Origin of the sequence: Ottowia sp. (assembly GCF_035444425.1) — a bacterium.
Lineage (GTDB): Bacteria > Pseudomonadota > Gammaproteobacteria > Burkholderiales > Burkholderiaceae_C > Ottowia.
This window is the reverse complement of sequence record NZ_DAOMOQ010000005.1, coordinates 12,280-34,210: the sequence shown is the minus strand read 5'-3', so window position 1 is coordinate 34,210 and position 21,931 is coordinate 12,280. Positions and strand designations below refer to the sequence as shown.

The 21,931-nt window shown below is 68.7% G+C and carries 12 protein-coding genes; 2 read left to right on the top strand and 10 right to left on the bottom strand.

Annotated elements, in window-relative coordinates; genetic code table 11:
- Positions 1-95: 95 nt before the first annotated feature.
- From PK606_RS03310 to PK606_RS03265, 10 genes are all read right to left on the bottom strand, one after another.
- Positions 96-2,969: a 2-oxoglutarate dehydrogenase E1 component gene (locus PK606_RS03310; RefSeq protein WP_324560669.1), complete on the bottom strand. Its 2,874-nt coding sequence runs from the start codon at positions 2,967-2,969 to the stop codon at positions 96-98.
- A gap of 202 nt (positions 2,970-3,171) precedes the next feature.
- Entirely contained in the window at positions 3,172-5,145 is a 1,974-nt protein-coding gene (locus PK606_RS03305; protein WP_324560855.1) for a propionate--CoA ligase, read from the bottom strand.
- Positions 5,146-5,227: 82 nt separating this feature from the next.
- The gene (locus PK606_RS03300) at positions 5,228-5,647 is read right to left on the bottom strand and encodes a polyhydroxyalkanoate granule-associated phasin (RefSeq protein WP_324560667.1); all 420 of its coding nucleotides are present in this window, start codon (positions 5,645-5,647) and stop codon (positions 5,228-5,230) included.
- Between the two features lie 146 nt (positions 5,648-5,793).
- Positions 5,794-6,393 (bottom strand): isochorismatase family protein, encoded by a 600-nt coding sequence (locus PK606_RS03295; RefSeq protein WP_324560665.1) that lies wholly within the window; start codon positions 6,391-6,393, stop codon positions 5,794-5,796.
- A 71-nt stretch (positions 6,394-6,464) separates the two neighbouring features.
- The gene (locus PK606_RS03290; RefSeq protein ID WP_324560662.1) at positions 6,465-7,940 is read right to left on the bottom strand and encodes an efflux transporter outer membrane subunit; all 1,476 of its coding nucleotides are present in this window, start codon (positions 7,938-7,940) and stop codon (positions 6,465-6,467) included.
- Positions 7,941-7,949: 9 nt separating this feature from the next.
- Positions 7,950-11,201 carry an efflux RND transporter permease subunit gene (locus PK606_RS03285; RefSeq protein ID WP_324560659.1) on the bottom strand — a complete coding sequence of 1,084 codons (3,252 nt, stop codon included), beginning with the start codon at positions 11,199-11,201 and terminating at the stop codon, positions 7,950-7,952.
- A 684-nt stretch (positions 11,202-11,885) separates the two neighbouring features.
- Entirely contained in the window at positions 11,886-15,023 is a 3,138-nt protein-coding gene (locus PK606_RS03280; RefSeq protein ID WP_324560656.1) for an efflux RND transporter permease subunit, read from the bottom strand.
- Positions 15,024-15,052: 29 nt separating this feature from the next.
- A complete protein-coding gene (locus PK606_RS03275; RefSeq protein ID WP_324560654.1) occupies positions 15,053-16,558 on the bottom strand; it encodes an efflux RND transporter periplasmic adaptor subunit in 1,506 nt (501 codons plus the stop codon).
- 190 nt (positions 16,559-16,748) lie between these two features.
- Positions 16,749-17,066: a DUF2322 family protein gene (locus PK606_RS03270; RefSeq protein ID WP_324560651.1), complete on the bottom strand. Its 318-nt coding sequence runs from the start codon at positions 17,064-17,066 to the stop codon at positions 16,749-16,751.
- Between the two features lie 242 nt (positions 17,067-17,308).
- Positions 17,309-18,133, bottom strand: coding sequence for an undecaprenyl-diphosphate phosphatase (locus tag PK606_RS03265; RefSeq protein WP_324560648.1), 825 nt, complete (start codon positions 18,131-18,133; stop codon positions 17,309-17,311).
- A 313-nt stretch (positions 18,134-18,446) separates the two neighbouring features.
- Between PK606_RS03265 and pdxR the strand changes: the two genes are divergently transcribed.
- A complete protein-coding gene (pdxR, locus tag PK606_RS03260) occupies positions 18,447-19,937 on the top strand; it encodes a MocR-like pyridoxine biosynthesis transcription factor PdxR (protein ID WP_324560646.1) in 1,491 nt (496 codons plus the stop codon).
- A 262-nt stretch (positions 19,938-20,199) separates the two neighbouring features.
- Positions 20,200-21,915 (top strand): multiheme c-type cytochrome, encoded by a 1,716-nt coding sequence (locus PK606_RS03255; protein WP_324560643.1) that lies wholly within the window; start codon positions 20,200-20,202, stop codon positions 21,913-21,915.
- Positions 21,916-21,931 lie beyond the last annotated feature (16 nt).

The following is a 21,931-nucleotide window of genomic DNA, read 5'->3' as shown; positions in this document are numbered from 1 at the left end:
TGAATTTTCCAGTTCTTGTATGAGTGTGTTCAGGGATCGGCGTTGAACTTGGTGGACATTGGACGCTCAACGCCGAACGCCCAGTGCCGACCCGGTCATTTCTGCAGCACGAATCCCTTCAGGCGACCGAAGGCAGCGTCGATCAAGGCCTTTTGCTGCTCCTGGTGCAGGTGCGCATAACCCACCGCCGGCGAGGCCGAGGCGGCACGGCCGGCGTAGCCGAGCTTTTGGCCCGCGGCCATGTTCTCGTGGATGTAGTGCTGCACGAAGAACCAGGCGCCCTGGTTCTGCGGCTCGTCCTGGCACCAGACGATGTCCGTCACGTGGGGGTACTTCTTCAGCTCGGCGGCAAACGCCTTGTGCGGGAACGGGTAGAGCTGCTCGACGCGCAGGATGGCGACGTCGTCGGCACCTTTTTCCTCACGCTTCTTGGCCAGGTCGTAATACACCTTGCCCGAGCAGACGATGACGCGCTTGACCTTGTCGACCTTGAGTTCGCCATGGTCGGCGATCACGGTCTGGAAACCGCCCTTGGTGAACTCGGCCAGCGGCGAGGTGGCGTCCTTGTTGCGCAGCAGGCTCTTGGGCGTCATGATGATCAGCGGCTTGCGCAGCGGGCGGATCATCTGGCGGCGCAGCACGTGGAAGATCTGGCTCGCCGTGGTCGGCTGCACCACCTGCATGTTGGTGTCGGCCGACAGCTGCATGAAGCGCTCCAGGCGCGCCGACGAGTGCTCGGGGCCCTGGCCCTCGTAGCCGTGCGGCAGCATCAGCGTGAGCCCGTTGACGCGGCCCCACTTGACCTCGCCCGAGGCGATGAACTGGTCGATCAGCACCTGCGCGCCGTTGGCGAAGTCGCCGAACTGCGCCTCCCAGATCACCAGCGTGTTGGGGTCGTTGGAGGCGTAGCCGTATTCGAAGCCGAGCACCGCCTCCTCCGACAGGATCGAGTCGATGACCACGAACGGCGCCTGGTTGTCGGCCACGTTCTGCAGCGGCACATAGCTGCCTTCGTCCCACTTCTCGCGCTTCTGGTCGTGCAGCACGGCATGGCGGTGCACGAAGGTGCCGCGGCCGCAGTCCTCGCCCGACAGGCGCACCGGGTAGCCGCTGGCCACCAGACTGGCGTAGGCCATGTGCTCGCCCATGCCCCAGTCGATGTTGATGTCGCCGCGGCCCATGGCGGCGCGGTCTTCCAGCACCTTCTTGACCAGCGTGTGCACCGTGAAGCCCTCGGGCACGGTGGTGATGCGCTCGGCCAGGCGCTTCCACTCGGCCAGCGGGATGGCGGTGTCGGCGGCGTCGGTCCACTTCTGGTTGAGGTACGGCGTCCAGTCGACGGCGTACTTGCTCTTGAAGTTGGTCAGCACCGGGTCGACGGTGTGGCGGCCGGCGTCCATGGCGGCGCGGTAGGTGGCCACCATCTGCTCGGGGCCGCCCTCGGGCAGCACGCCCTGGGTGACCAGCTTGTCGCCGTACAGCTTGCGCGTGCCGGGGTGCTGGCCGATCTTGGTGTACATCAGCGGCTGCGTCAGCATCGGCGTGTCCTGCTCGTTGTGGCCGAGCTTGCGGTAGCACACGATGTCGACCACCACGTCCTTGTTGAACTCCTGGCGGTACTGCAGCGCCAGTTGCGTGGCCAGCACCACGGCTTCCGGATCGTCGCCGTTGACGTGCAGCACCGGCGCCTCGATCATCTTCACCACGTCGGTGCAGTACAGCGTGGAGCGCGTGTCGCGCGGGTCGCTGGTGGTGAAGCCGATCTGGTTGTTGATGACGATGTGCACCGTGCCGCCGGTGTAGTAGCCGCGCGTCTCGGCCAGCGCCAGCGTTTCCATCACCACGCCCTGGCCGGCGAACGCCGCATCGCCGTGCACCAGCACCGGCAGCACGGTATCGCCTTCCTCGTCGCCACGCCGGTCCTGGCGTGCGCGCACGCTGCCCTCGACCACCGGGTTGACGATTTCCAGGTGCGAAGGGTTGAAGGCCAGGCTCAGGTGCACCGGGCCGCCCGGCGTCGACACGTCGGAACTGAAACCCTGGTGGTATTTCACGTCGCCAGCCGGCAGATCCTCCGGCGCCGTGTGGTCGAACTCGGCGAACAGCGTGGCCGGCATCTTGCCCAGCGTGTTGACCAGCACGTTCAGGCGGCCACGGTGCGCCATGCCGATCACGATCTCCTGCACGCCGGCCTTGCCGGCCTGGTTGACCAGTTCGTCCATGGCGACGATGAAGCTCTCGCCGCCCTCGAGCGAGAAGCGCTTCTGGCCGACGTACTTGGTGTGCAGGAAGCGCTCCAGCCCCTCGGCCGCCGTCAGCCGGTCCAGCACGTGCTTCTTCTGCTCGGCATTGAGCTGCGGGTTGGTGCGCGCGCTCTCCAGCTTCTGCTGCCACCAGCGCTTCTTGGCCTGGTCGGTGGCGTACATGTACTCGGCGCCGATGGTGCCGCAGTAGGTCTCGCGCAGCGCGTTCAGCAGCTCGCGCAGCGTCATGGTGTCCTTGCCGAAGAAGGTGTTGCTGGTGTTGAACACCGTTTCCATGTCGGCGTCGGTGAAGCCGTAGAAGGACGGCTCCAGTTCGGGAATCGGCGGGCGCTCGGCGCGCTTGAGCGGATCGAGGTCGGCCCAGCGGGCGCCGACGTTGCGGTAGGCCGCGATCAACTGCTGAACCGCGGTGCGCTTGCGGCCCAGTTCGGAGTCGGCGCCGGACGCCACCACCACCTGGGTGCCGCCGGCCTTGGCGCGCTCGGCGAAGGCGTTGATGACCGGCAGATGCGGCACGTCGCGCGTGTTGCTGCCGTCGGTGGCCGGCACGTTCTGCAGCGCGTCGAAGTATTCGCGCCAGGAATCGGGGACGCTGCCGGGATTGGAGAGGTAGTTTTCGTACATCTCCTCGACGTAGGGCGCGTTGCCGCCGAAGAGATAGGTGTTGCCCTGGTACGTCTGGTAGACGGATTTCGTCTCGTTCATGACTGGCGCTGACCTTTCGCCCCCCTGCAGGGAGCTGGAGCTGGTGGTGAAACCTTCCGCGTCACGGCTGAACCGGTTGGCGGACGCGACTGGCTGGGAAGGGCCGGGAAATTTCGCAGAATTGATTGTGCCACCGAACCGTGACTGCCACCTGACGTTGGCGGCAGCCACGACGCGGCATCGGGCGGCACGGCGCCGCCGTTCAGACCGGAACCGCCACCAGGTCCTTGATCTGCTGCAGCGCGGCCGGGTCTTCCATGGTGGTCAGGTCGCCCGGATCGCGCCCCTCGCACACCGCCTGCACCGCGCGGCGCAGCACCTTGCCGGAGCGGGTCTTCGGCAGCACGTTGACGAAGCGCACGCGCGCCGGCCGTGCGACCGCGCCGAGCGAGCCATCGACCAGCTTCATCACTTCGCCCTCGAGCTTGAGCAGCGCCTGCTCGTCGTTCAGCACGCTGGCATCCTTGAGCACGGCAAACGCCATCGCCACCTGCCCCTTGAGCTGGTCCGCGACACCGACCACCGCCACTTCGGCGACGTTCGGGTGGCTGGCGATCGCCTCCTCGATCTCGCGCGTGCCGAGCCGGTGACCGGCGACATTGATGACGTCGTCGGTGCGGCCGAGGATGAAGTAGTAGCCGTCCTCGTCGCGGATGCCCCAGTCGAAGGTGCTGTAGACCAGCTTGTTCGACACCGTCGACCAGTAGGTGTCGACGAAGCGCGCATCGTCGCGCCACACGGTCTGCAGGCAGCCCGGCGGCAGCGGACCCTCGATGGCGACCACGCCCTTCTGGTTGGCGCCGGTCAGCTCGGCACCGGTCTGGTCGTCGAGCAGTTTGACGTTGTAGCCGTAAACCGCCTTGCCGGGCGAGCCGAACTTGGTCGGCGTCGGCTCGACGCCGTTGCAGACGGTGAGGATCGGCCAGCCGGTCTCGGTCTGCCAGTAGTTGTCGATGATGGGTTTTTGCAGCGCGCCGCTGATCCACTGCGCGGTGGTCTCGTCGAGCGGCTCGCCGGCCAGGAACAGGGTGCGCAGGCTGGACAGGTCGTACTTGGTCAGCAACGCCGGGTCCTGCTTCTTCAGCACACGAATGGCGGTCGGCGCGCTGAACATCACCGTCACCTTGTACTTCTCGACCAGCTGCCACCAGATGCCGCCGTCGGGCCGGGTCGGCAGGCCCTCGTACATGATGGTCGCCATGCCGACCAGCAGCGGGCCGTAGACGATGTAGCTGTGCCCCACCACCCAGCCGATGTCGCTGGTGGAGAAATAGGTTTCGCCGGGGCGGCCGTCGAAGATGCGCTTCATGGACGAGGCCAGCGCCACCGCGTAGCCGCCGGTATCGCGCTGCACACCCTTCGGCTTGCCGGTGGTGCCGCTGGTGTAGAGCGTGTAGCTGGGATGCGTGGCGTCGACCCATTCGCAGGGCACCTGGGCATGCAGGTGCCGCTCGCGCTCGGCCGCCCACAGGCGGTCGCGTCCTTCCACCAGCTGCATCGGCACCAGCCCGCGGTCGACCAGCAGCACCGCACCGGGCTTGTGCTTGGACAGCCTGATGGCCTCGTCGAGGAGCGGCTTGTAGGCCACCGCCTTGCCGCCGCGCGAGCCGGCGTCGGCGCTGACGACGACCTTGGGCTCGGCGTCCTCGATGCGGGTGGCCAGCGAGCCGGAGGCGAAGCCGCCGAACACCACCGAATGCAGCGCACCGATGCGCACGCAGGCCAGCATGGCGAACGCCGCCTCGGCGATCATCGGCATGTAGATCAGCACCCGGTCGCCCTTGCCGACACCCAGGCTCTGCAGCACCGCGGCCATGCGCTGCACCTCGGCGTGCAGTTCGCGGAAGCTGTAGACCTTCTCCTGGTCGGTTTCGGTCGAGACGAAGATCAGCGCCGGCTGATCGGCGCGGTCCTTCAGGTGCCGGTCGACGGCGTTGTGGCACAGGTTGGTGGTGCCACCGACGAACCAGTTGGCAAACGGCGGATTGCTGTAGTCGCAGATGGTCTGCGGCGGCGTCTGCCAGTCGATCAGTTTGGCCTCGTCGGCCCAGAAGGCGTCGCGGTCGTCGATCGAGCGGCGATAGAACTCGTCGTAGCTGGTCATGTTTGTCTCCTTGGCCTGCGGTCCACGCCCGCCACGCCGGCACGTGCGGTGGCGGGCATCCGATTTCTGAATTCTTAATTATCGTCACGGACGTCTTGCGACAAGCTGACGCTAACCAACGCGCCGTGCAGGGTTACCGGCGCCCGAGGCGCCCTCAGCGTGCGCTGCGGTTCAGCCGGCGTGCGTTGGCGACCGCGCGGCGGCGCACCGGCGCGATGCCGCGGTGCGTCACGTCCAGCATCGAACTCAGCAGGCGCTGCTGCGCGCTCCACGACAGATGGCCCCAGGTGGGCGGGTTCATCCAGCCGCCCAGCGCCACCTTCCACCAGGTCTGCATCCACCACATGGTGAACTGGCCCTGCGCGGCCAGGGTCTGCGCCGACATCGCGGCCCAGGATTCGTAGAACGCCGCCACCTTCTCGGCGCTCATCAGCACCATCTCGCGCTGGTCGCGGCCGTTGAGCAGCGCGCCCGGCGCCAGGGTACGGGTCACGCGGTGCGCGATCACCTGCGGCACCGCGGCCGCAAGTTGCGTGGCGTCGCGGCTCAGGCGCCGCTGCTTGGCTGAAACCATGATTTCTTGACCTCCGTGCTTGACGACCGCCAGGCAGCCGTCACGGATGTTCTTGTTGGACAGAACGCACTATGCCCTGAAGCGGGCGTGATGGTGCGGGAGAAAACCCGAACCCGGCCATGACAGGCCGGTGCGCGGATGGAAATTCACTTGATCAGCGCCTGCAGCGCCTTGAACTGCGGGTGCTCGCAGTCGCGCAGCCACTCGAAGCCGACCATTTCGGTGGTCACCAGTTCGCAGCCGGCGCCGGCCAGGCGGTCGTAGGCGGCATCGCGGTTGCGCTCGGTGCGCGAACCGCAGGCATCCGTCACCACCCAGACGTCCCAGTCGGCTTCCAGCAGCGACAGCGCGGTCTGCAGCAGGCAGACGTGGGTTTCGCAGCCGGCGATCACCACCGTGGCGCGTTCGGATGCCTCGGGCTGCGCCTTCTGCAGGTGCTTGGGCAGGCTGCGCGCATTGCCGCGCGGCGCCGGCGCCGGGGGTGCCAGCAGCGCCTGCAGTTCCTGCGCGCCGCTGAATGCCATCTTCGGCACGATGCGGTCGCACAGCGCCGCCAGCGCCTCGTCGGTGCCGCCCAGCTTGGCCGGATTCTGTTCGGTCGCCCACACCGGCACCTCGACCAGCCGGGCCATCTGCGCCAGCCGCCGGGCGTTGGCCAGCACCGCCGGCGCGTCGTGGATGGCCGGCATCAGGCGGGCCTGGAAGTCGATCAGCACCAGCTGGGAATCTTGGGCGTCGAGCAGCATGGGGGTTCCTTCGTGAATCGCGTATTGGACCCGAAACCGGCCCGGCGTGCCGGGCGCTGGCGTGCAGACCCTCAGTGGACCCCGGCTTCCGATAGCGCCAGCGGCCACGGTGCCTGCCAGCCACCGCCCAGGGCCTGGATCAGTCCCACCGCCGCCAGCTGGCGCTGCAGCTGCAGCTGCAGCAGGTTGCGGCGCGCGCTCAAGGCGCTGGCCTGCGCGGTCACGACTTCGGTGTACGAACTCAGGCCGGCCTGGTAGCGGTTCATCTGCTGCTGCTCGATGCGTGCCGCGGCGTCGGCGGCGACGCGCGCGTGCTCGGTCTGCGTCGCCAGCGTGGCCAGCGCGCTGAGCTGATCCTCGACCTCCTTCATGGCGGTCAGCACCGACTGCCGGTAGCGCGCCACCGCGGCCTCGCGCGCGGCCAGGGCCTGCTCGACGCGGGCATCGCGCGCGCCGGCGTCGAAGATGTTCTGCGCCAGCGCCAGGCCCAGCGACCACAGCAGGCTGGGCGCCGACACCAGGTCGGCCAGGTGCGCGCCGCCGGCGCCCAGGCTGGCGGTGAGGCTGAGATTGGGAAAGTAGGCGCTGCGCGCCACGCCGATCTGCGCATTGGCCGCCGTCACCGCGCGTTCGGCGCTGGCGACGTCGGGGCGGCGCAGCAGCAGCAGCGAGGGCAGCTCGGCCGGTACCGCCGGCGCGGCGCTGACCCAGGGCGCGGCCGGCAGCACGAAGCCGGCCGGCGCCTGGCCCACCAGCAGCGCGATCGCGTGCTCGTAGCCGGCGCGGCTGCGCTGCAGCGCGACGCGCGTGGCCTGGGCGTTGCGCAGCGTGGCCTGCGCCTGCAAGGTGTCGGTGCGCGGCACCACGCCGACGTCGTAGCGGTTCTGCGTGATACTGGCGCTGCGCTCGTAGCCGGCGATGATTTCGTGAAGCAGCGCGATCTCGGCATCGGCGGCGCGCAGCGCCAGGTAGGCCTCGGCCAGGCTGGCCTGCGCGTTCAGCCGCGCCGCGGCCAGGTCGGCTTCGCTGGCCTGCACGCTGGCGGCCTGCGCGCTGACCGCGTTGCGGATGCGGCCCCACAGATCCGGCGCCCAGCTGGCATTGACGCTGAGGCTGGCCGATCCGGTCGTCGGCCGATCCTCGCCGCCGCTGCGCTGCTGGCCGAGTTGGCCGCCGAGCTGCGGCATCACTTCGGCCCGCTGCTGGCGCAGCAGCGCCTGCGCCTGCGCCACGTTGGCGGCCGCCAGCTTCAGGTTCTGGTTGTCGAGCTCGACGCGCTGCACCAGTTGGTGCAGCACCGGGTCGTCCCACAGCAGCCACCACTGGCCCTGCGACCAGGCGCGTGCCTGGCTTGCGCTGACCCAGCCTTCGGCCGGCGCGGCGTGCTTCCAGTGCAGCGGCACCGGTAGCGGCTCCATCGGCGTGGTCGGCGCGAAGGAACAGGCGGCCAGCAGGCTGGCTGCGGCGATGCTGATCAGCAGCCGCGCACGACCGTGGCGTTCGTGCACGCCGGCCGTCGTGCTGGTGTAGGGGGACTTCGTGTTCATGGACGGCATTCAGGCGACTCCGCGCGCCAACTGCGCCTCGTAGCTGCGCTTGCGGCGCAGCTTGTCGAGCAGCACGTAGACCGCGGGCGTGGTCAGCAGCGTCAGCAGCTGGCTGGCGATCAGGCCGCCGATGATGGTGACGCCGAGCGGCTGGCGCAGCGCGGCGCCTTCGCCGAAGCCGATCGCCAGCGGCAGTGCGCCCAGCGCCGCGGCCAGCGTGGTCATCATGATCGGGCGGAAGCGCCGCAGCGCCGCCTCGCGCGCGGCCTGCGCCGCGCTCAAGCCACGCGCGCGCTGGGCGTCGAGCGCGAAGTCGATGATCAGGATGCCGTTCTTCTTGACGATGCCGATCAGCAGGAACACGCCGATCAGCGCCATGATGGAGAACTCCATGCGCATCGCCAGCAGCGCGAACACGGCGCCGAAGCCGGCCGCCGGCAAGGTGGACAGCACCGTGACCGGGTGGATCAGGCTCTCGTACAGGATGCCGAGCACGATGTAGATCACCACGATGGCGGCCACGATCAGCACCAGCTGCTCCGACTGCTGCTTCTGCGCCTCGGCCGCCGCGCCGCTGAACTGCCCACGCACGTTGTTGGGCAGCCCGATCGCGTTCTCGGCCTCGCGCACCGCGCGCCGGCCGTCATCGAGCGACACGCCATCGGCCAGGTTGAAGGACAGCGTGCTCGACAGCTCGCCGCCATCGTGCCAGACCGAGGTCGGCACGGCGCGCTCACGCACGCTGGCAAACGCCGACAACGGCACCATGCGGCTCGGCTGCGCCGACAGCGGCTGGCCGGTGGAGGCACTGCGCAGCGCCGGATTCGCCGGCATCGCAGCGGCGGCCGTGACGCTGCCGGTGGCACCCGCATCACCGGCCGCATCACGGGCCGCAGTCGCCACCCGCCCCGCCGGCACGTAGACGTCGCGCAGCGTCACTGGCGACTGCGCGAACTCGGGCGCCCATTCCATCACCACCGAGTACTGGTTCATGTCGGCGTACATGGTGGCCACGCTGCGCTGGCCGAAGGCGTTGTAGAGCGCGCTGTTGATGGCGCTGGTCGATACGCCGAGCTGCGCGGCACGGTCGCGGTCGACCTCGATGTAGGTCTCGACACCGTGCTCGCTCTGATCGTCGTCGACATCGGTCAGACGCGGATCGAGCTTCATCTGCTCCGACAGACGCTTGACCCAGGTCTTCAGATCCTGCTGGTTGTCGGCCTTGAGCGTGAACTGGTAGCTGCTGTTGCTCGAGCGCCCCCCCATGCGCAGTTCCTGCACCGGATTCAGGAACACGCGCAGTCCGGTGATCTGGTTCAATTGCGGGCGCAGCCGGTTGATGACCGCACGCGTCGATTCCGTGCGCTCGGCCACCGGCTTCAGCGCCGCCGACAGGAAGCCGCCGCCGGCGCCACCGCCGCCGGAGAAGCCGACCACGGTGGCCACCGCCGGGTCGCGCCGCACGATGTCGACCGCCTGCTGCAGCTTGTCGGCCAGCGCGCTCGACGAGATGCTCTGGTCCGCACGCAGGCCACCCTGCAGCTGGCCGTTGTCCTGCTCCGGGAAGAAGCCCTTGGGCACCGCCATGAACAGGTAGACGTTCAGCCCCACCACCACCGTCAGCACCGCGACCACGGTCCAGGGCGCCGCCAGCGACCAGTCGAGCGCGTGGCCATAGCCGCGCTCGAGCGCGCCCTGCATCCGCGCCAGTCCGCGTGCCAGCGCGCCGCGGCCACGCTGCGCCAGGCTGCGGCGCTCACGCGCCGCCGGTTCGGGCTTAAGCAGCATGGCGCACATCATCGGCGTGGTGGTCAGCGAGATCACCAGCGAGATCAGCACCGCGATCGACAGCGTCATCGCGAACTCGCGGAACATGCGCCCCACCGCGCCGCCCATGAACAGCATCGGGATGAACACCGCCACCAGCGACAGGCTGATGGTCAGCACCGTGAAGCCGACCTCGCGCGCGCCGCGCAGCGCCGCCTCCAGGCGCGGCACCCCGCGTTCCAGGTGGCGCGAGATGTTCTCCAGCACCACGATCGCATCGTCGACCACGAAGCCGGTGGCCACCGTCAGCGCCATCAGCGTCAGGTTGTTGAGCGAGTAGCCGAGCGCGTACATCACCCCGAAGGTGCCCAGCAGCGACACCACCGTGGCGACGCCGGGAATCAGCGCCGAGCGCAGCTTGCGCAGGAACAGCCCGACCACCACCACCACCAGCACGATCGAGATCAGCAGCGTCAGCTGCACCTCGTGCACCGAGGCGCGGATGGTCCCGGTGCGGTCGATCGCGACGTCGAGCGCGATGTCCTGCGGCAGTTGTGCGCGCAGCTCGGGCAGCAGCGCCAGGATGGCGTCGGCGGTCTCGATCAGGTTGGCGCCCGGCTGCTGCGTGACGTTGACCACGATCGCCGGCTTGCCGTTGAACATGCCGCGCCGGCGCGTGTCCTCCACGCTGTCGATCACGCGCGCCACCTCGGACAGACGCACCTGCGCATCGCCGCGCGAGGCGACGATCAGGTCGCGGTAGCTCGCGGCGCGCAGACCGGGGGCCGGCGTCAGCACCTGCAGTGCCCGACCGTCCTGGGCATCACCCACCTCCACCACGCCCTTGGGCCGGTTGGCGTTGTTGGCCTGCAGTGCGGCGCGCACGTCCTCGCTGCTGACGCCCAGCTCGTGCAGCGCGAACGGATTCAGCTCGATGCGCACCGCCGGCAGCGAGCCGCCGCCGAGCTCGACGTCGCCCACACCCGGCACCTGCGCCAGCCGCTGGCTGACGATGTTGCTGACGGCGTCGTAGATCTGGCCCGGCGTGCGCGTGTCGGAGGTCAGCGCCAGGATCAGGAACGGCTGCGCCGCCGGGTTGCGCTTGCGGTAGGTCGGGTTGCTGCGCAGCGTCGCCGGCAGGTCGACGCGGGCGGCGTTGATGGCGGCCTGCACCTCGCGCGCGGCGGAGTCGATGTTGCGGTTCAGGTCGAACTGCAGCATCACGCGGGTCTGCCCCGTGCTGCTCCACGAGGTCATCTCGTTGACGCCCGGGATGGTGCCCAGGTAGCGCTCCAGCGGCGTCGCCACGCCGCGCGCCATGTCGGCCGGGCTGGCGCCGGAGAGGCTGGCGTTGACGCTGATGAAGGGAAAGTCGATCGCCGGCAGGCGCGAGATCGGCAGCAGGAAGTAGGCGACGATACCCGACAGGGCGATGCCCAGGGTGAGCAGCACCGTGGCGACGGGGCGGTGGATGAAGGGGCGGGAGAGGTTCATTGGCGTCCTCTCTCCTCGTCGCGCTGCTGGCCGGGATTTCGCCCCGGCGGGCGACCTACTTTTCTTGCTCGCACAAGAAAAGTAGGCAAAAGAAGTGCGCCCCACTGTCTGCGACCCTTCGCTTCGCTGCGGGCAACCTGCGGTGCTCGCGTGCGGGGTACGCCGCATAACTCACTGCGCGCTTGCAGCGCTCGGTTCAGGCAGATGCGGTGAGTCAGTCCACGATACGAATGCATCCTGCGGTGCATTCGCTCACCCCGCCCGCTGCGCTCCTCGGCGCATCCAGAAGGGTGCCGAAGACCATACGGGCCATCGCTGCGCTCGGCCTCGTATTCCTGGTTGATTGGGCCGAGCGCAGCGATGGCCCGAGGGGCATTTCTCCCTTCCCCTCTGGCCGTGCCGAGAAGCGCAGGGCGTGGGGCGGGCATGGCTTGCGCAGCAAAGCCATGCTTCGTGATCTGACTCGCTGCGGTTGTCCGAACGGCGCGGCGTAGCCGCAAAGTGAGTTCCGCAGCGCCGCCCCATGACCGAGCATCGCAGGCTGCCCCGCAGCGAAGCGAAGGGGCCACGGCCAGTGGGGCTGCCTTTTCTTTGCCTACTTTCTTTTGGCAGAGCAAAAGAAAGTAGGTGCGCCGCCGGGCGCAATTCCCGGCCAGGAGCGCATCCAACGAAACATGCAGAACTTCACCCCACATGCCCCACCTCATGCGAAGAAATCTCCAGTTTTCTAAACTTGGCCCCCACGCGGTCAAACCACAAATACACCACCGGCGTCGTGAACAGCGTCAGCAACTGCGACAACACCAACCCGCCAAAAATCGCCATCCCCAGCGGCCGCCGCAACTCCGCGCCATCGCCCCAGCTCAGCATCAAAGGCACCGCCGCCGCCAGCGCCGCCAGCGTGGTCATCAGGATCGGCCGGAAGCGCAGCAGCGCCGCCTGGTGGATGGCGTCGCGCGCCGACATGCCCTGCTGCCGCTCGGCGTCCAGCGCAAAGTCGATCATCATGATCGCGTTCTTCTTCACGATGCCGATCAGCAGGATCAGCCCGATGATGCCGACCACGTCCAGCGGGTGCCCGGTCAGCCACAGCGCCAGCAGCGCGCCGACACCGGCCGAAGGCAGCGTCGACAGGATCGTCAAGGGGTGCACGTAGCTCTCGTACAGCACGCCCAGCACGATGTACACGCACACCAGCGCCGCAATGATCAGCCACACCTGGTTCGACAGCGAACTCTCGTAGGCGCCGGCTGAGCCGGTCATGTGCAGTGTGATGCCCTGCGGCAGCCCATCGGCGCGGGCCGCCGCCCGGATCACACGCACCGCCGCGCCCAGCGACACGCCCGGCGCCAGATCGAACCCCACCGTCGCAGCCGGGTACTGCGCCACGCGCGTCACCTGCAGCGGCGCCGGCCGCTCGCTGATGCGCGCGATGCTCGACAGCGGCGTGGTGCCGCCGCTGCTGGTGCGCAGCGGCAGGTTCATCAGGGCATGCAGGCTGGCCGCGTCGTCGCGCTGCGCCTCCAGGATCACGCGGTAGTGGTTGGTCTCGGTGAAGATGGTCGAGACGATGCGCTGGCCGAAGGCGTTGTAGAGCGCGTCGTCGATGCTGCTGGCGGTGATGCCCAGCCGCGCGGCGCTGTCGCGGTCCACTTCGACAAACGCTGCCCGGCCCTCGGCACCGGCATCGGTGCTGGCGCCGCGCAGTTCGGGCAGCGTGCGCAGGCGCTCGGCCAGGCGCACGGCCCAGGCGTTCACCTGATCGGTATCCACGCCCTCGAGCGCGAAGCGGTACTCGGTCGGGCCGCCCTCCGAGTCCACCGTCAGGTCCTGCGTCGGCTGCACCAGCACTGTCACGCCGGGCGCCGCGGCTTGCGCGGCCGCCTGCAGGCGCTGCATGATGACCGGTTGCGACTCACCCAGGAAGCCGCGCGGCGCCAGGTTGGCCACCAGCCGTCCGTTGCCGAGCATGGTGTTGTTGGCCGCGTCGACGCCGACCACCGAGCTGACGGTGCGCACCGCCGGATCGGCCAGCACGGCCTCGGCCGCGGCGGCCTGCAGCGCCGCCATGCGGTCGAACGAGACATCCGGCGCAGCCTGCACGCGCAGCTGCAACTGCCCGGTGCTCTGGGTGGGAAACAGGCCCTTCGGGATCGCCCAGTACATCAGCACCGTCAGCAGCAGCGTGCCGACCGCCACCAGCAGCGTCAGCGGCTGGTGCGCCAGTACCCAGCGCAAGGCGCTGTCATAGCGCGCGATGACACCATCGATTGCACGCTGGATGGTGCGGCCCAGGCGACCATGGGCCTGATCCAGCGGTTGCAGCCAGCGCGCCGACATCATCGGCACCAGGGTCAGCGACACCACGGCCGAGATCAGGATCGTCAGCGCCAGCGTCACCGCGAACTCGCGGAACAGCCGGCCGATCACCTCCTGCATGAACAGCAGCGGAATCAGCACCGCCACCAGCGACACCGTCAGCGAGATGATGGTGAAGCCGATCTCGCCCGCGCCATCGATGGCGGCCTGCCAGGGCGACTTGCCCATCTCGCGGTGCCTCGAAATATTCTCTATGACGACGATCGCGTCATCGACGACGAAGCCGGTCGCAATCGTCAGCGCCATCAGCGACAGGTTGTTGAGCGAGTAGCCCAGCAGATACATCGCCCCCGCCGCGCCGACCAGCGAGATCGGCACCGCGATGCTGGCGATCACCGTGGCGCGCAGGTTGTGCAGGAAGAAGAAGATCACCAGCACCACCATCACCACCGCCAGCACCAGTTCCAGCTGCACGTGGCGCACAGAGGCACGGATGCCCTGCGTGCGGTCGGCCAGCACCTGCACCTGCACGCTCTGCGGCAGGCTTTGCTGCAAGGCCGGCAATTCCTTCTGGATCGCATCGACGGTGGCGATCACGTTGGCGCCCGGCTGGCGCTGCACGTTCAGGATGATGGCTGGCGTGAGCGATGAGCCAGCCACGCCGTCATCCCTAATGCCTGCCCAGGCCCCGAGCCGGCTGTTCTCCGAGCCCGGAATCACCTCCGCCACATCCTTCAGTCGCACCGGCGCGCCAGCGCGCCAGGCCACCACCAGCTCGCGGTACTGCTCCACCGTCAGCAGCTGGTCGTTGCTGTTGATCGAGTACGAGCGCTGCGGGCCGTCGAACATGCCCTTGGCGCTGCTGACGTTGCTGCCGGTGATGGCGCTGCGCAGGCTGTCCAGCCCCAAGCCCATGTTGGCCAGCGCCTCCAGCTTGCCCTGCACGCGAACGGCGGGCCGCTGCCCGCCCGCCAGCGTGACCAGCCCGACGCCGCTGATCTGGCTGATGCGCTGCGCCAGCCGTGTGTTGACCATGTTCTGCACCTCGGGCAGCGGCAGGCTGTCCGAGGTGATGGCCAGCGTCAGGATCGGCGCATCGGCCGGGTTGACCTTGGCGTACACCGGTGGCGCCGGCAGGTCGGCCGGCAGCATCGCACTGCCGGCGTTGATGGCGGCCTGTACCTGCTGCTCGGCGGCATCCATCGACTGCGCCAGCTCGAACTGCAGCGTCACGATCGACACCCCCGCGGCGCTGGTGCTGCCCATGCGCGCCAGCCCCGCCATCTGGCCGAACTGGCGCTCCAGCGGCGCCGTGACGGTGCGGCTCATCACGTCCGGGCTGGCGCCGGGGTACAGCGTCTGCACCTGGATGGTCGGGTAATCCACCTGCGGCAGCGCCGCCAGCGGCAGCAGGCGCAGCCCCAGCAGCCCCGACAGCACGATCGCCAGCATGAACAGGCCGGTGGCGACCGGGCGCTGGATGAACAGGCGGGACGGGTTCATGCGCGTTCAGGCCGATGGTCCAGCTGCCATCAGTTGCCGCCGCCGGTCTGCCCTGCGCCGGCGGCGCGCTGCTCGCGCAGCTTCTGCAGGTAGGCACGGCGCTCTTCGGGCGGCATGGCCATGAGCTTCTCGCGCAGCTCGGGCGGCAGGCGATCGAGCATGGCCTGTCCGCTGCCCGCACCGGTCGGCGCCGTGGCCGATGCCGGGGCACTGCCCACCTGCGCTGCGACGGCCGTCGCCGACGCCGCCGCGCTGGCCGCACCGCCTGGTGCGCGCGCCGCGCCCGCCGCGCGGCCCGCCGGCCGCTCGCCCGCCAGCGTGACCCTGCCGCCGTCCTTCACCCGGTCGCCGCCCTCGGTGACCACCGTCTCGCCGGCCTGCAGGCCGGAGGCGATCAGCACCTGCGCCACCGTCGCGCCACCGCGCTTGACGGACCGCATGTGGGCGTTGCGCTCGGCATCGACCACGTAGACGTAGTCACCCTGGGGTCCGGTGCGCACCGCCGTCACCGGCACCAGCACGCCGGGCGTGGCGCCCAGTTGCAGGCGCACGTTGACGAACTGGTTGGGAAACAGCTGGCCCTGCGCATTGTCGAAGCGCGCCTTGGCCTGCAGCGTGCCGGTGGCGGTGTCGATCACGTTGTCCAGCGTCAGGAAGCGCCCGCTGGCCAGCAGTTCGTCGCGCGTGCGCCCCAGCGCCTGCACCGGCAGAGCCGCGCCGGCGCCGGCACGCTGCGCCGCCAGCACCTCGGGCACGCGGTCCTGCGGCACCGCGAACTTGACGTCGATCGGCGCCATCTGCGTGATCGTGGCGATGCCGGTGGCGCCACCGGCCTGGACCATGTTGCCGGGATCGACCTGCCGCAGGCCGATGCGGCCGCCGATCGGCGCCGTGATGCGGGCAAAGCCCAGGTTGATGCGCGCGTTCTGTTCGCTCGCGCTGCTGCTCTGCACCTGGCCTTCGAGCTGCTTGACCAGCGCCGCCTGCGTGTCGACGTCCTGGCGCGCGATCGAGTCCTGCTTCCACAGCGTCTGGTAGCGCCCCAGGGTGACGCGCGCCGCTGCCAGCTGCGCCTGGATGCGCGTGCGCTCGCCCTGCGCCTGCGCCAGCGCCTGTTCGAACGGCCGTGGGTCGACGCGCGCCAGCAGTTGGCCCTTGCTCACAGTCTGCCCTTCGGTGAACAGCACTTCGGTGAGCACGCCGGACACCTGCGGGCGCAGCAGCACCTGCGTCACCGGGGTCACGGTGCCGAGCGCGTTGATGACGATCGGCAGCTCGCCCTGCTGCGCACGCGCCACGCCGACAGTGGCCGAGCCACCACCGCCACTGCCCATCATGCCGCCCGGCCCGCCGCCGGGGCCGCCCGGCGCGCCCGCGGCCGGCACCGCCGGCGCCTTGGCGCGCTGCACCAGCCACCAGGCGCTTCCCGCCAGCGCCAGCACGAACAGCAGCGCCAGCACGCGGCCGAGCCAGCGGCCGCGCGGCGGTTCTGGCGGCGGGATGGTCGTGGTGTCGTGTGAATCGGGACTGGACATGGTTAGATCTTGTTCTCGCGCCGCGCGCCGCCCGCATCGCCGCCGATGCCGGATCTCCCCGCCGCCGACGGCACGCGCAGCGCGCCGCGTCATCCTAACGGCGCCATCGCACGACGCGGTGACTGGTGCTTGAAGAAATGTAAAGCCGGGCGCGCCGTTCGCACTCGGCCCGCCTGGCCGGCTGGTCGCGTCAGGCGGGCAGCGGCACCAGGCGCCAGCCGCTGTGCGCCTCGGGTTGGCACAGCAGCAGATCGATGTTGGGGTGCGATCCGGGATGCGCCCGGGCGTCCGCCACGTGTTCGGCGAACCACACCAAGCCCTGGGCCACGGCTTCGGCGCTGAGCCGGCCGCCAAAGCGCTCGGCCAGCGCGTTGTAGACGCGCAGCGAGCCCAGCTTGCCCGGCTCGGCCGGAATGTGGCGCACCACGGCGCCTTGGGCGTCGATGATGTCCAGCCCGCGCAGGTGCCCGATCGGCGGCAGCGAGGCCAGCGTTTCGGCGAAGTTCATGCGTTCAACCCAGAAACGGCAGTTGGCATGCCCGAGCGTGCCGTGATGGGCGTGCCAGGCAAGGCGTGAGGACGACGCAGGCTCGCGCCTGCGCGGACGAACAACGCCGCAGGGCGCGACCAGCGCAGCGCGCTCGGGTGCGTAGCGACGTCACCGAACGGGTGAGTGCGATCGAAGCCATGAAAGTCAATGCTCATGCCGGATGGCCGAAGATGGCAAGCGGTCAATCGCCATTTCCAGCGTCAATCGTGCCACGTGACCGCGCCGCTCCACCAGGTCGCCAGCACGATGATGCCGAACGCAATGCGGTACCAGGCAAACGGCACGAAGCTGTGGCTGGAGATGTAGCGCAGCAGCCAGCGCACGCAGACCCAGGCGCTGAGGAAGGAAAACAGCAGGCCGACGCCGAACATCGGCGCATCGGCCCAGGACAGCAGCGCGCGCTCCTTCCAGAGCGAGTACACGCCGGCGCCGATCAGCGTCGGGATGGCGAGGAAGAAGGAGAAGTCGGTCGCCGCCTTGCGTGACAACCCCAGCAGCATACCGCCGATGATGGTGGCACCGCTGCGGCTGGTGCCCGGGATCATGGCGAAGCACTGCACCAGGCCGACCTTCAGCGCATCCAGCGCCGTCATGTCGTCGACGTCATGGATGCGCGCCGTGCTCTGCGGCCGCCGTTCGGCCCACAGGATCACGAAGGCACCCAGGAGGAAGGTGGTGGCCACCACCTGAGGTGTGAACAGATTGGCCTTGATGGCCTTGCCGAACAGCAGCCCCAGCACCACCGCCGGCAGGAAACCGATCAGGACGTTCAGTGCGAAGCGCTGCGCCTGCCGGCTGCTCGGCAGCGCTGTCACGGTCGCACTGATCTTCCGCCAGTACACGATGATCACCGCCAGGATGGCGCCGGTCTGGATCGCGATGTCGAACACCTTGGCCTTGGTGTCCGAAAAACCGAGCAGGCTGCCCGTGAGGATCAGGTGGCCGGTGGAGGAAATCGGCAAAAACTCGGTCAGGCCCTCCACGATGCCCATGATCGCGGCCTTGACCAGCAAAACGGTGTCCAAACCAGACCTTTCCGAAGCGCCCTGGCCTGCAGCCAGGTCGCCAGCGCGTGGCCCACGCCGCGGGTACCGGGTAGACGCCGCAGCCACAAAACAAACGGCACCCGCAAGGTGCCGCCCGTCGTCGATCCGCAGGGAGTACGGCCCTGTTCGCGACCCCGGCCCGCCCTGCGAGCGCGAATTATATAAAGGCACTGCACCGGCTCGCCTGCTGCCCAACCGGGCGGTACGGCGCTTGTCCCCAGGCGCCGCAGGCCGAATGCGGGCGGGCACGCATGGTGTTACGGTTCGTTATCAGCTATCTTGACTGATCACAATGCAACTGCCGATCCAGCTCCTCAACCGCCGTGGGCGCAGCCTGCAGGATCAGTTGTTCGACCAGATCGTCGAGCTGCTGGTACGCGGCCGCCTGCCGGCGGGTGCGCGCATGCCGGCGACGCGGCAGTTGGCGCACGACCTGGGCGTATCGCGCAACACGGTGGTGCAGACCTACGAGCGCCTGGCCGCCGAAGGCTTCATCGAGATGCGTGGTCCGCGCGGCGGCTTTGTCACCGAGCGCGCGGCCGATCTGCTGGTGGCGCAGGAGCGCCAGTTGCCCGATCATGGCGCCGAAAGCATCGGCCGCGAAGCCGTCGCGCCGTTCGGCGCCCGTCTGCACGCCACGCGCTCGCCCTACACGGGAGAACTGCGCTACGACTTCTGGGTCGGGCGCCCCGATGCGCGGCTGTTTCCGGTGGTCGCCTGGCGCAAGCTGATCAACGATGCCATGAGCGAACTGCAGAGCAGCGACGGCAGCTATGGCGATCCGGCCGGCCTGCTGCGCCTGCGCACGGCGATCGCGCGGCATGTCGGCCTGGCGCGCGGCATCAGCTGCAGCGCCGACGACATCATCATCATCAATGGCAGCCAGGAAGGCATCAACCTGGTCGCCCGCCTGCTGGTCACGGCGGGCCAGCCGGTCGGCATGGAATGCCCCGGCTATCTGGGCGGGGCCAACGTGCTGGCCAGCTTCGGCGCGCGCCTGATCCCGGTGCCGGTCGACGAGGAAGGCGCGCAGCCAGGCCAGTTGCCGCCCAAGTGCCGGCTGATGTACCTGACACCGGCGCACCAGTACCCCAGCGGCGTGGCGCTGTCCGCGGCACGCCGCGCCGAATGGCTGCAGTGGGCGCAGGCCCACGACGGCTATCTGATCGAGGACGACTACGACTCCGACTTCTACTACGACAGCGTGCCGCCGACCGCGGTCAAGGCCATGGATGAATCGGGCCGGGTGATCTACCTCGGCACCTTCTCGAAATGCCTGGCGGCCGGTTTGCGCATGGGCTACATGGTGGTGCCACCACGCCTGCGCCGCGCCGCCGTGACCGTGAAGGGCCTGCTGACCAGCGGTTCCCCCCTGCTGACGCAGACGGCGCTGGCGGGCTTTCTCGAAAGCGAGCAGTTCGCACACCACCTGCGCCGGCTGCGCAAGGTCTATGCGGGCCGGCGCGATGCCGTGCGCGCAACCTTGCTGGAGCTGTTCGACAGCGACACCGTGCGCGGCGGCGCGGCCGGCATGCATCTGCTGTGGCAGCTGCCGGCGGCGCTGCCGGCGGCCATCGATGTCGAGCGCGCCGCGCGCTCGGTGGGCGTGGGCATCTACAGCCTGGAAAGCGGCAATTCCTGGCTCGGCGATCCCGAATGCCGCGAGCGCAGCCGGCGCGTGGTGGTGCTCGGCTATGCGGCCCTGGAAGAAGACGAGATCCGGGCCGGCCTGAGCCTGCTGAAGCAGCGCCTGCTGGCCGCGGCACCCGCGCCATCGGCCTGAAACGCCGCGCCCCGGGCCATTAGCTCTAGGGATTAACCCTCGAATTCCCCCCCGAAACCCGCATGGCTCCATGGAGGTGCCATTGCATGGTCCTTTCTACCCTGCGCCAAGCAGCCTACATTGAACTCGGGGGAAGGTCTGCAAGGCTGACCGCAGATCGTCCGTAACCAGCGAGAGGAACAGCCAACCAGAAGAGGAGACGGCCATGCGCAAGACACTTGCCCGATTACTTTCAGCTTTACTGCTGTTATTCGCAGCGTCGATGGCATCGGCCGCAATCTGGGACACGGTGCCTGACGAGCAGTTGAAGGCGCTGCAACTGGATCGCTCGGCCACGCCCAAGCAGCTGTTCGACGCCCTGTCCAAGCGCTGGGAGGCCAACCTCAACAAGGGCAAGTTCGCCAAGTGGTGGGAGCCGATCGCCTTCACCCAGTACATGGCGCCGAGCCTGTTCTACAAGTCCCAGGGGCCCGACATCGTGTCCACGCGCGAGCAGTGCGTGGAATGCCACAGCGCGGTCACGCACGGCTGGGTCAAGTCCTGGGAGAAGAGCGTGCACGCGCGGCTCGACGAGATTCGCACGCTGCCGGAAAGCGACGTCCGGGCGTACAAGAAATCCATCATCGCCGAGGTGGAGGAAAACCTGCGTGAGCAGGGCAAGCTGGCCGCCGGCACGCCGTTGAAGGAAGTCGGCTGCATCGACTGCCACATCGGCGTCGGCAAGGACAGCGGCAACCACCTGACGGAACTGAAGCTGCCCAGCCGCGCCGACTGCGGCAGCTGCCACGTGCGCCAGTTCGCCGAGGCCGAGAGCGAGCGCGACACCCAGATCTGGCCGCAGAAGCAATGGGCCGATGGCCACCCCTCGCACGCCGTGGACTGGACCGCCAACGTCGAGACCGCCTCCTGGGCCGCGCTCGAGCAGCGTGAAGTGGCGATGAGCTGCACCATGTGCCACTACAACCAGGCCAAGTGCGACGGCTGCCACACCCGGCACGAATTCGCCACCACCGAGGCGCGCAAGCCCGAGGCCTGCAGCACCTGCCACAACGGTGTCGACCACAACGAGTACGAGCAGTTCCTGCTGTCCAAGCACGGCACCGCCTACCTGACGCATGGCAAGGACTGGAACTGGAACGCGCGCCTGCAGGATGCCATCGACAAGGGTGGCCAGATCGGCCCGACCTGCGTGACCTGCCACATGGAATACAAGGGCCAGTACACCCACAACGTGACGCGCAAGGTGCGCTGGGGCTTCCTGCCGTTCCAGAGCATCGTCGACAACCTGGATCACCCCTGGTTCCAGGAGCGCAAGGAAGCCTGGGTCGGCACCTGCAGCGGCTGCCACAGCCCGCGCTTCGCCCGCACCTACCTCGACATGGCCGATTCCGGCATCAAGGAAGGCGTGAAACTGGTCGAGGAGACCCGCAAGGTGGTGCAGAAGCTGTATGACGACGGCCTGCTGATCGGGCAGAAGACCAACCGCCCGGCGCTGCCGGAGCCGGAGAAGGACGAGCCGGGTGCCTTCAACTCGCTGTTCTTCAGCAAGGGCAACAACCCGACCATCGTCGACCGCACCTTCGCCGAGATGTGGGAGCAGCACATTGCGCGCTACATGAAGGGCCTGCAGCACGTCAACCCGGGCGGCTGGACCTACTCGCACGGATGGTCGGACCTGATCAAGGACCAGACCATCATCAACGAGTACGACACCGTGCTGCGCGAACGCGCCCAGATGGAGCAGCGCGTGCAGAAGCTCGAGGCGGCGGCTGGAACGCAGAAGAAGGCCGGCTGGTTCAACAAGGACACCAGCAAGAAGTCGACCGGTGGCCTGACCGCCCTGCTCGGCCACGGTGACCTGACCTCGGCCGGGCTGGCCCTGGCGGGTGGCGGCCTGCTGCTCGGCAGCCTGGTGCCGGTGCGCCGGCGCCGCGGCAAGCGCAAGGGCGAGGCGCAGGATCGCAGCGCCGACGAGTGATCGTGAGTGCCTGCCA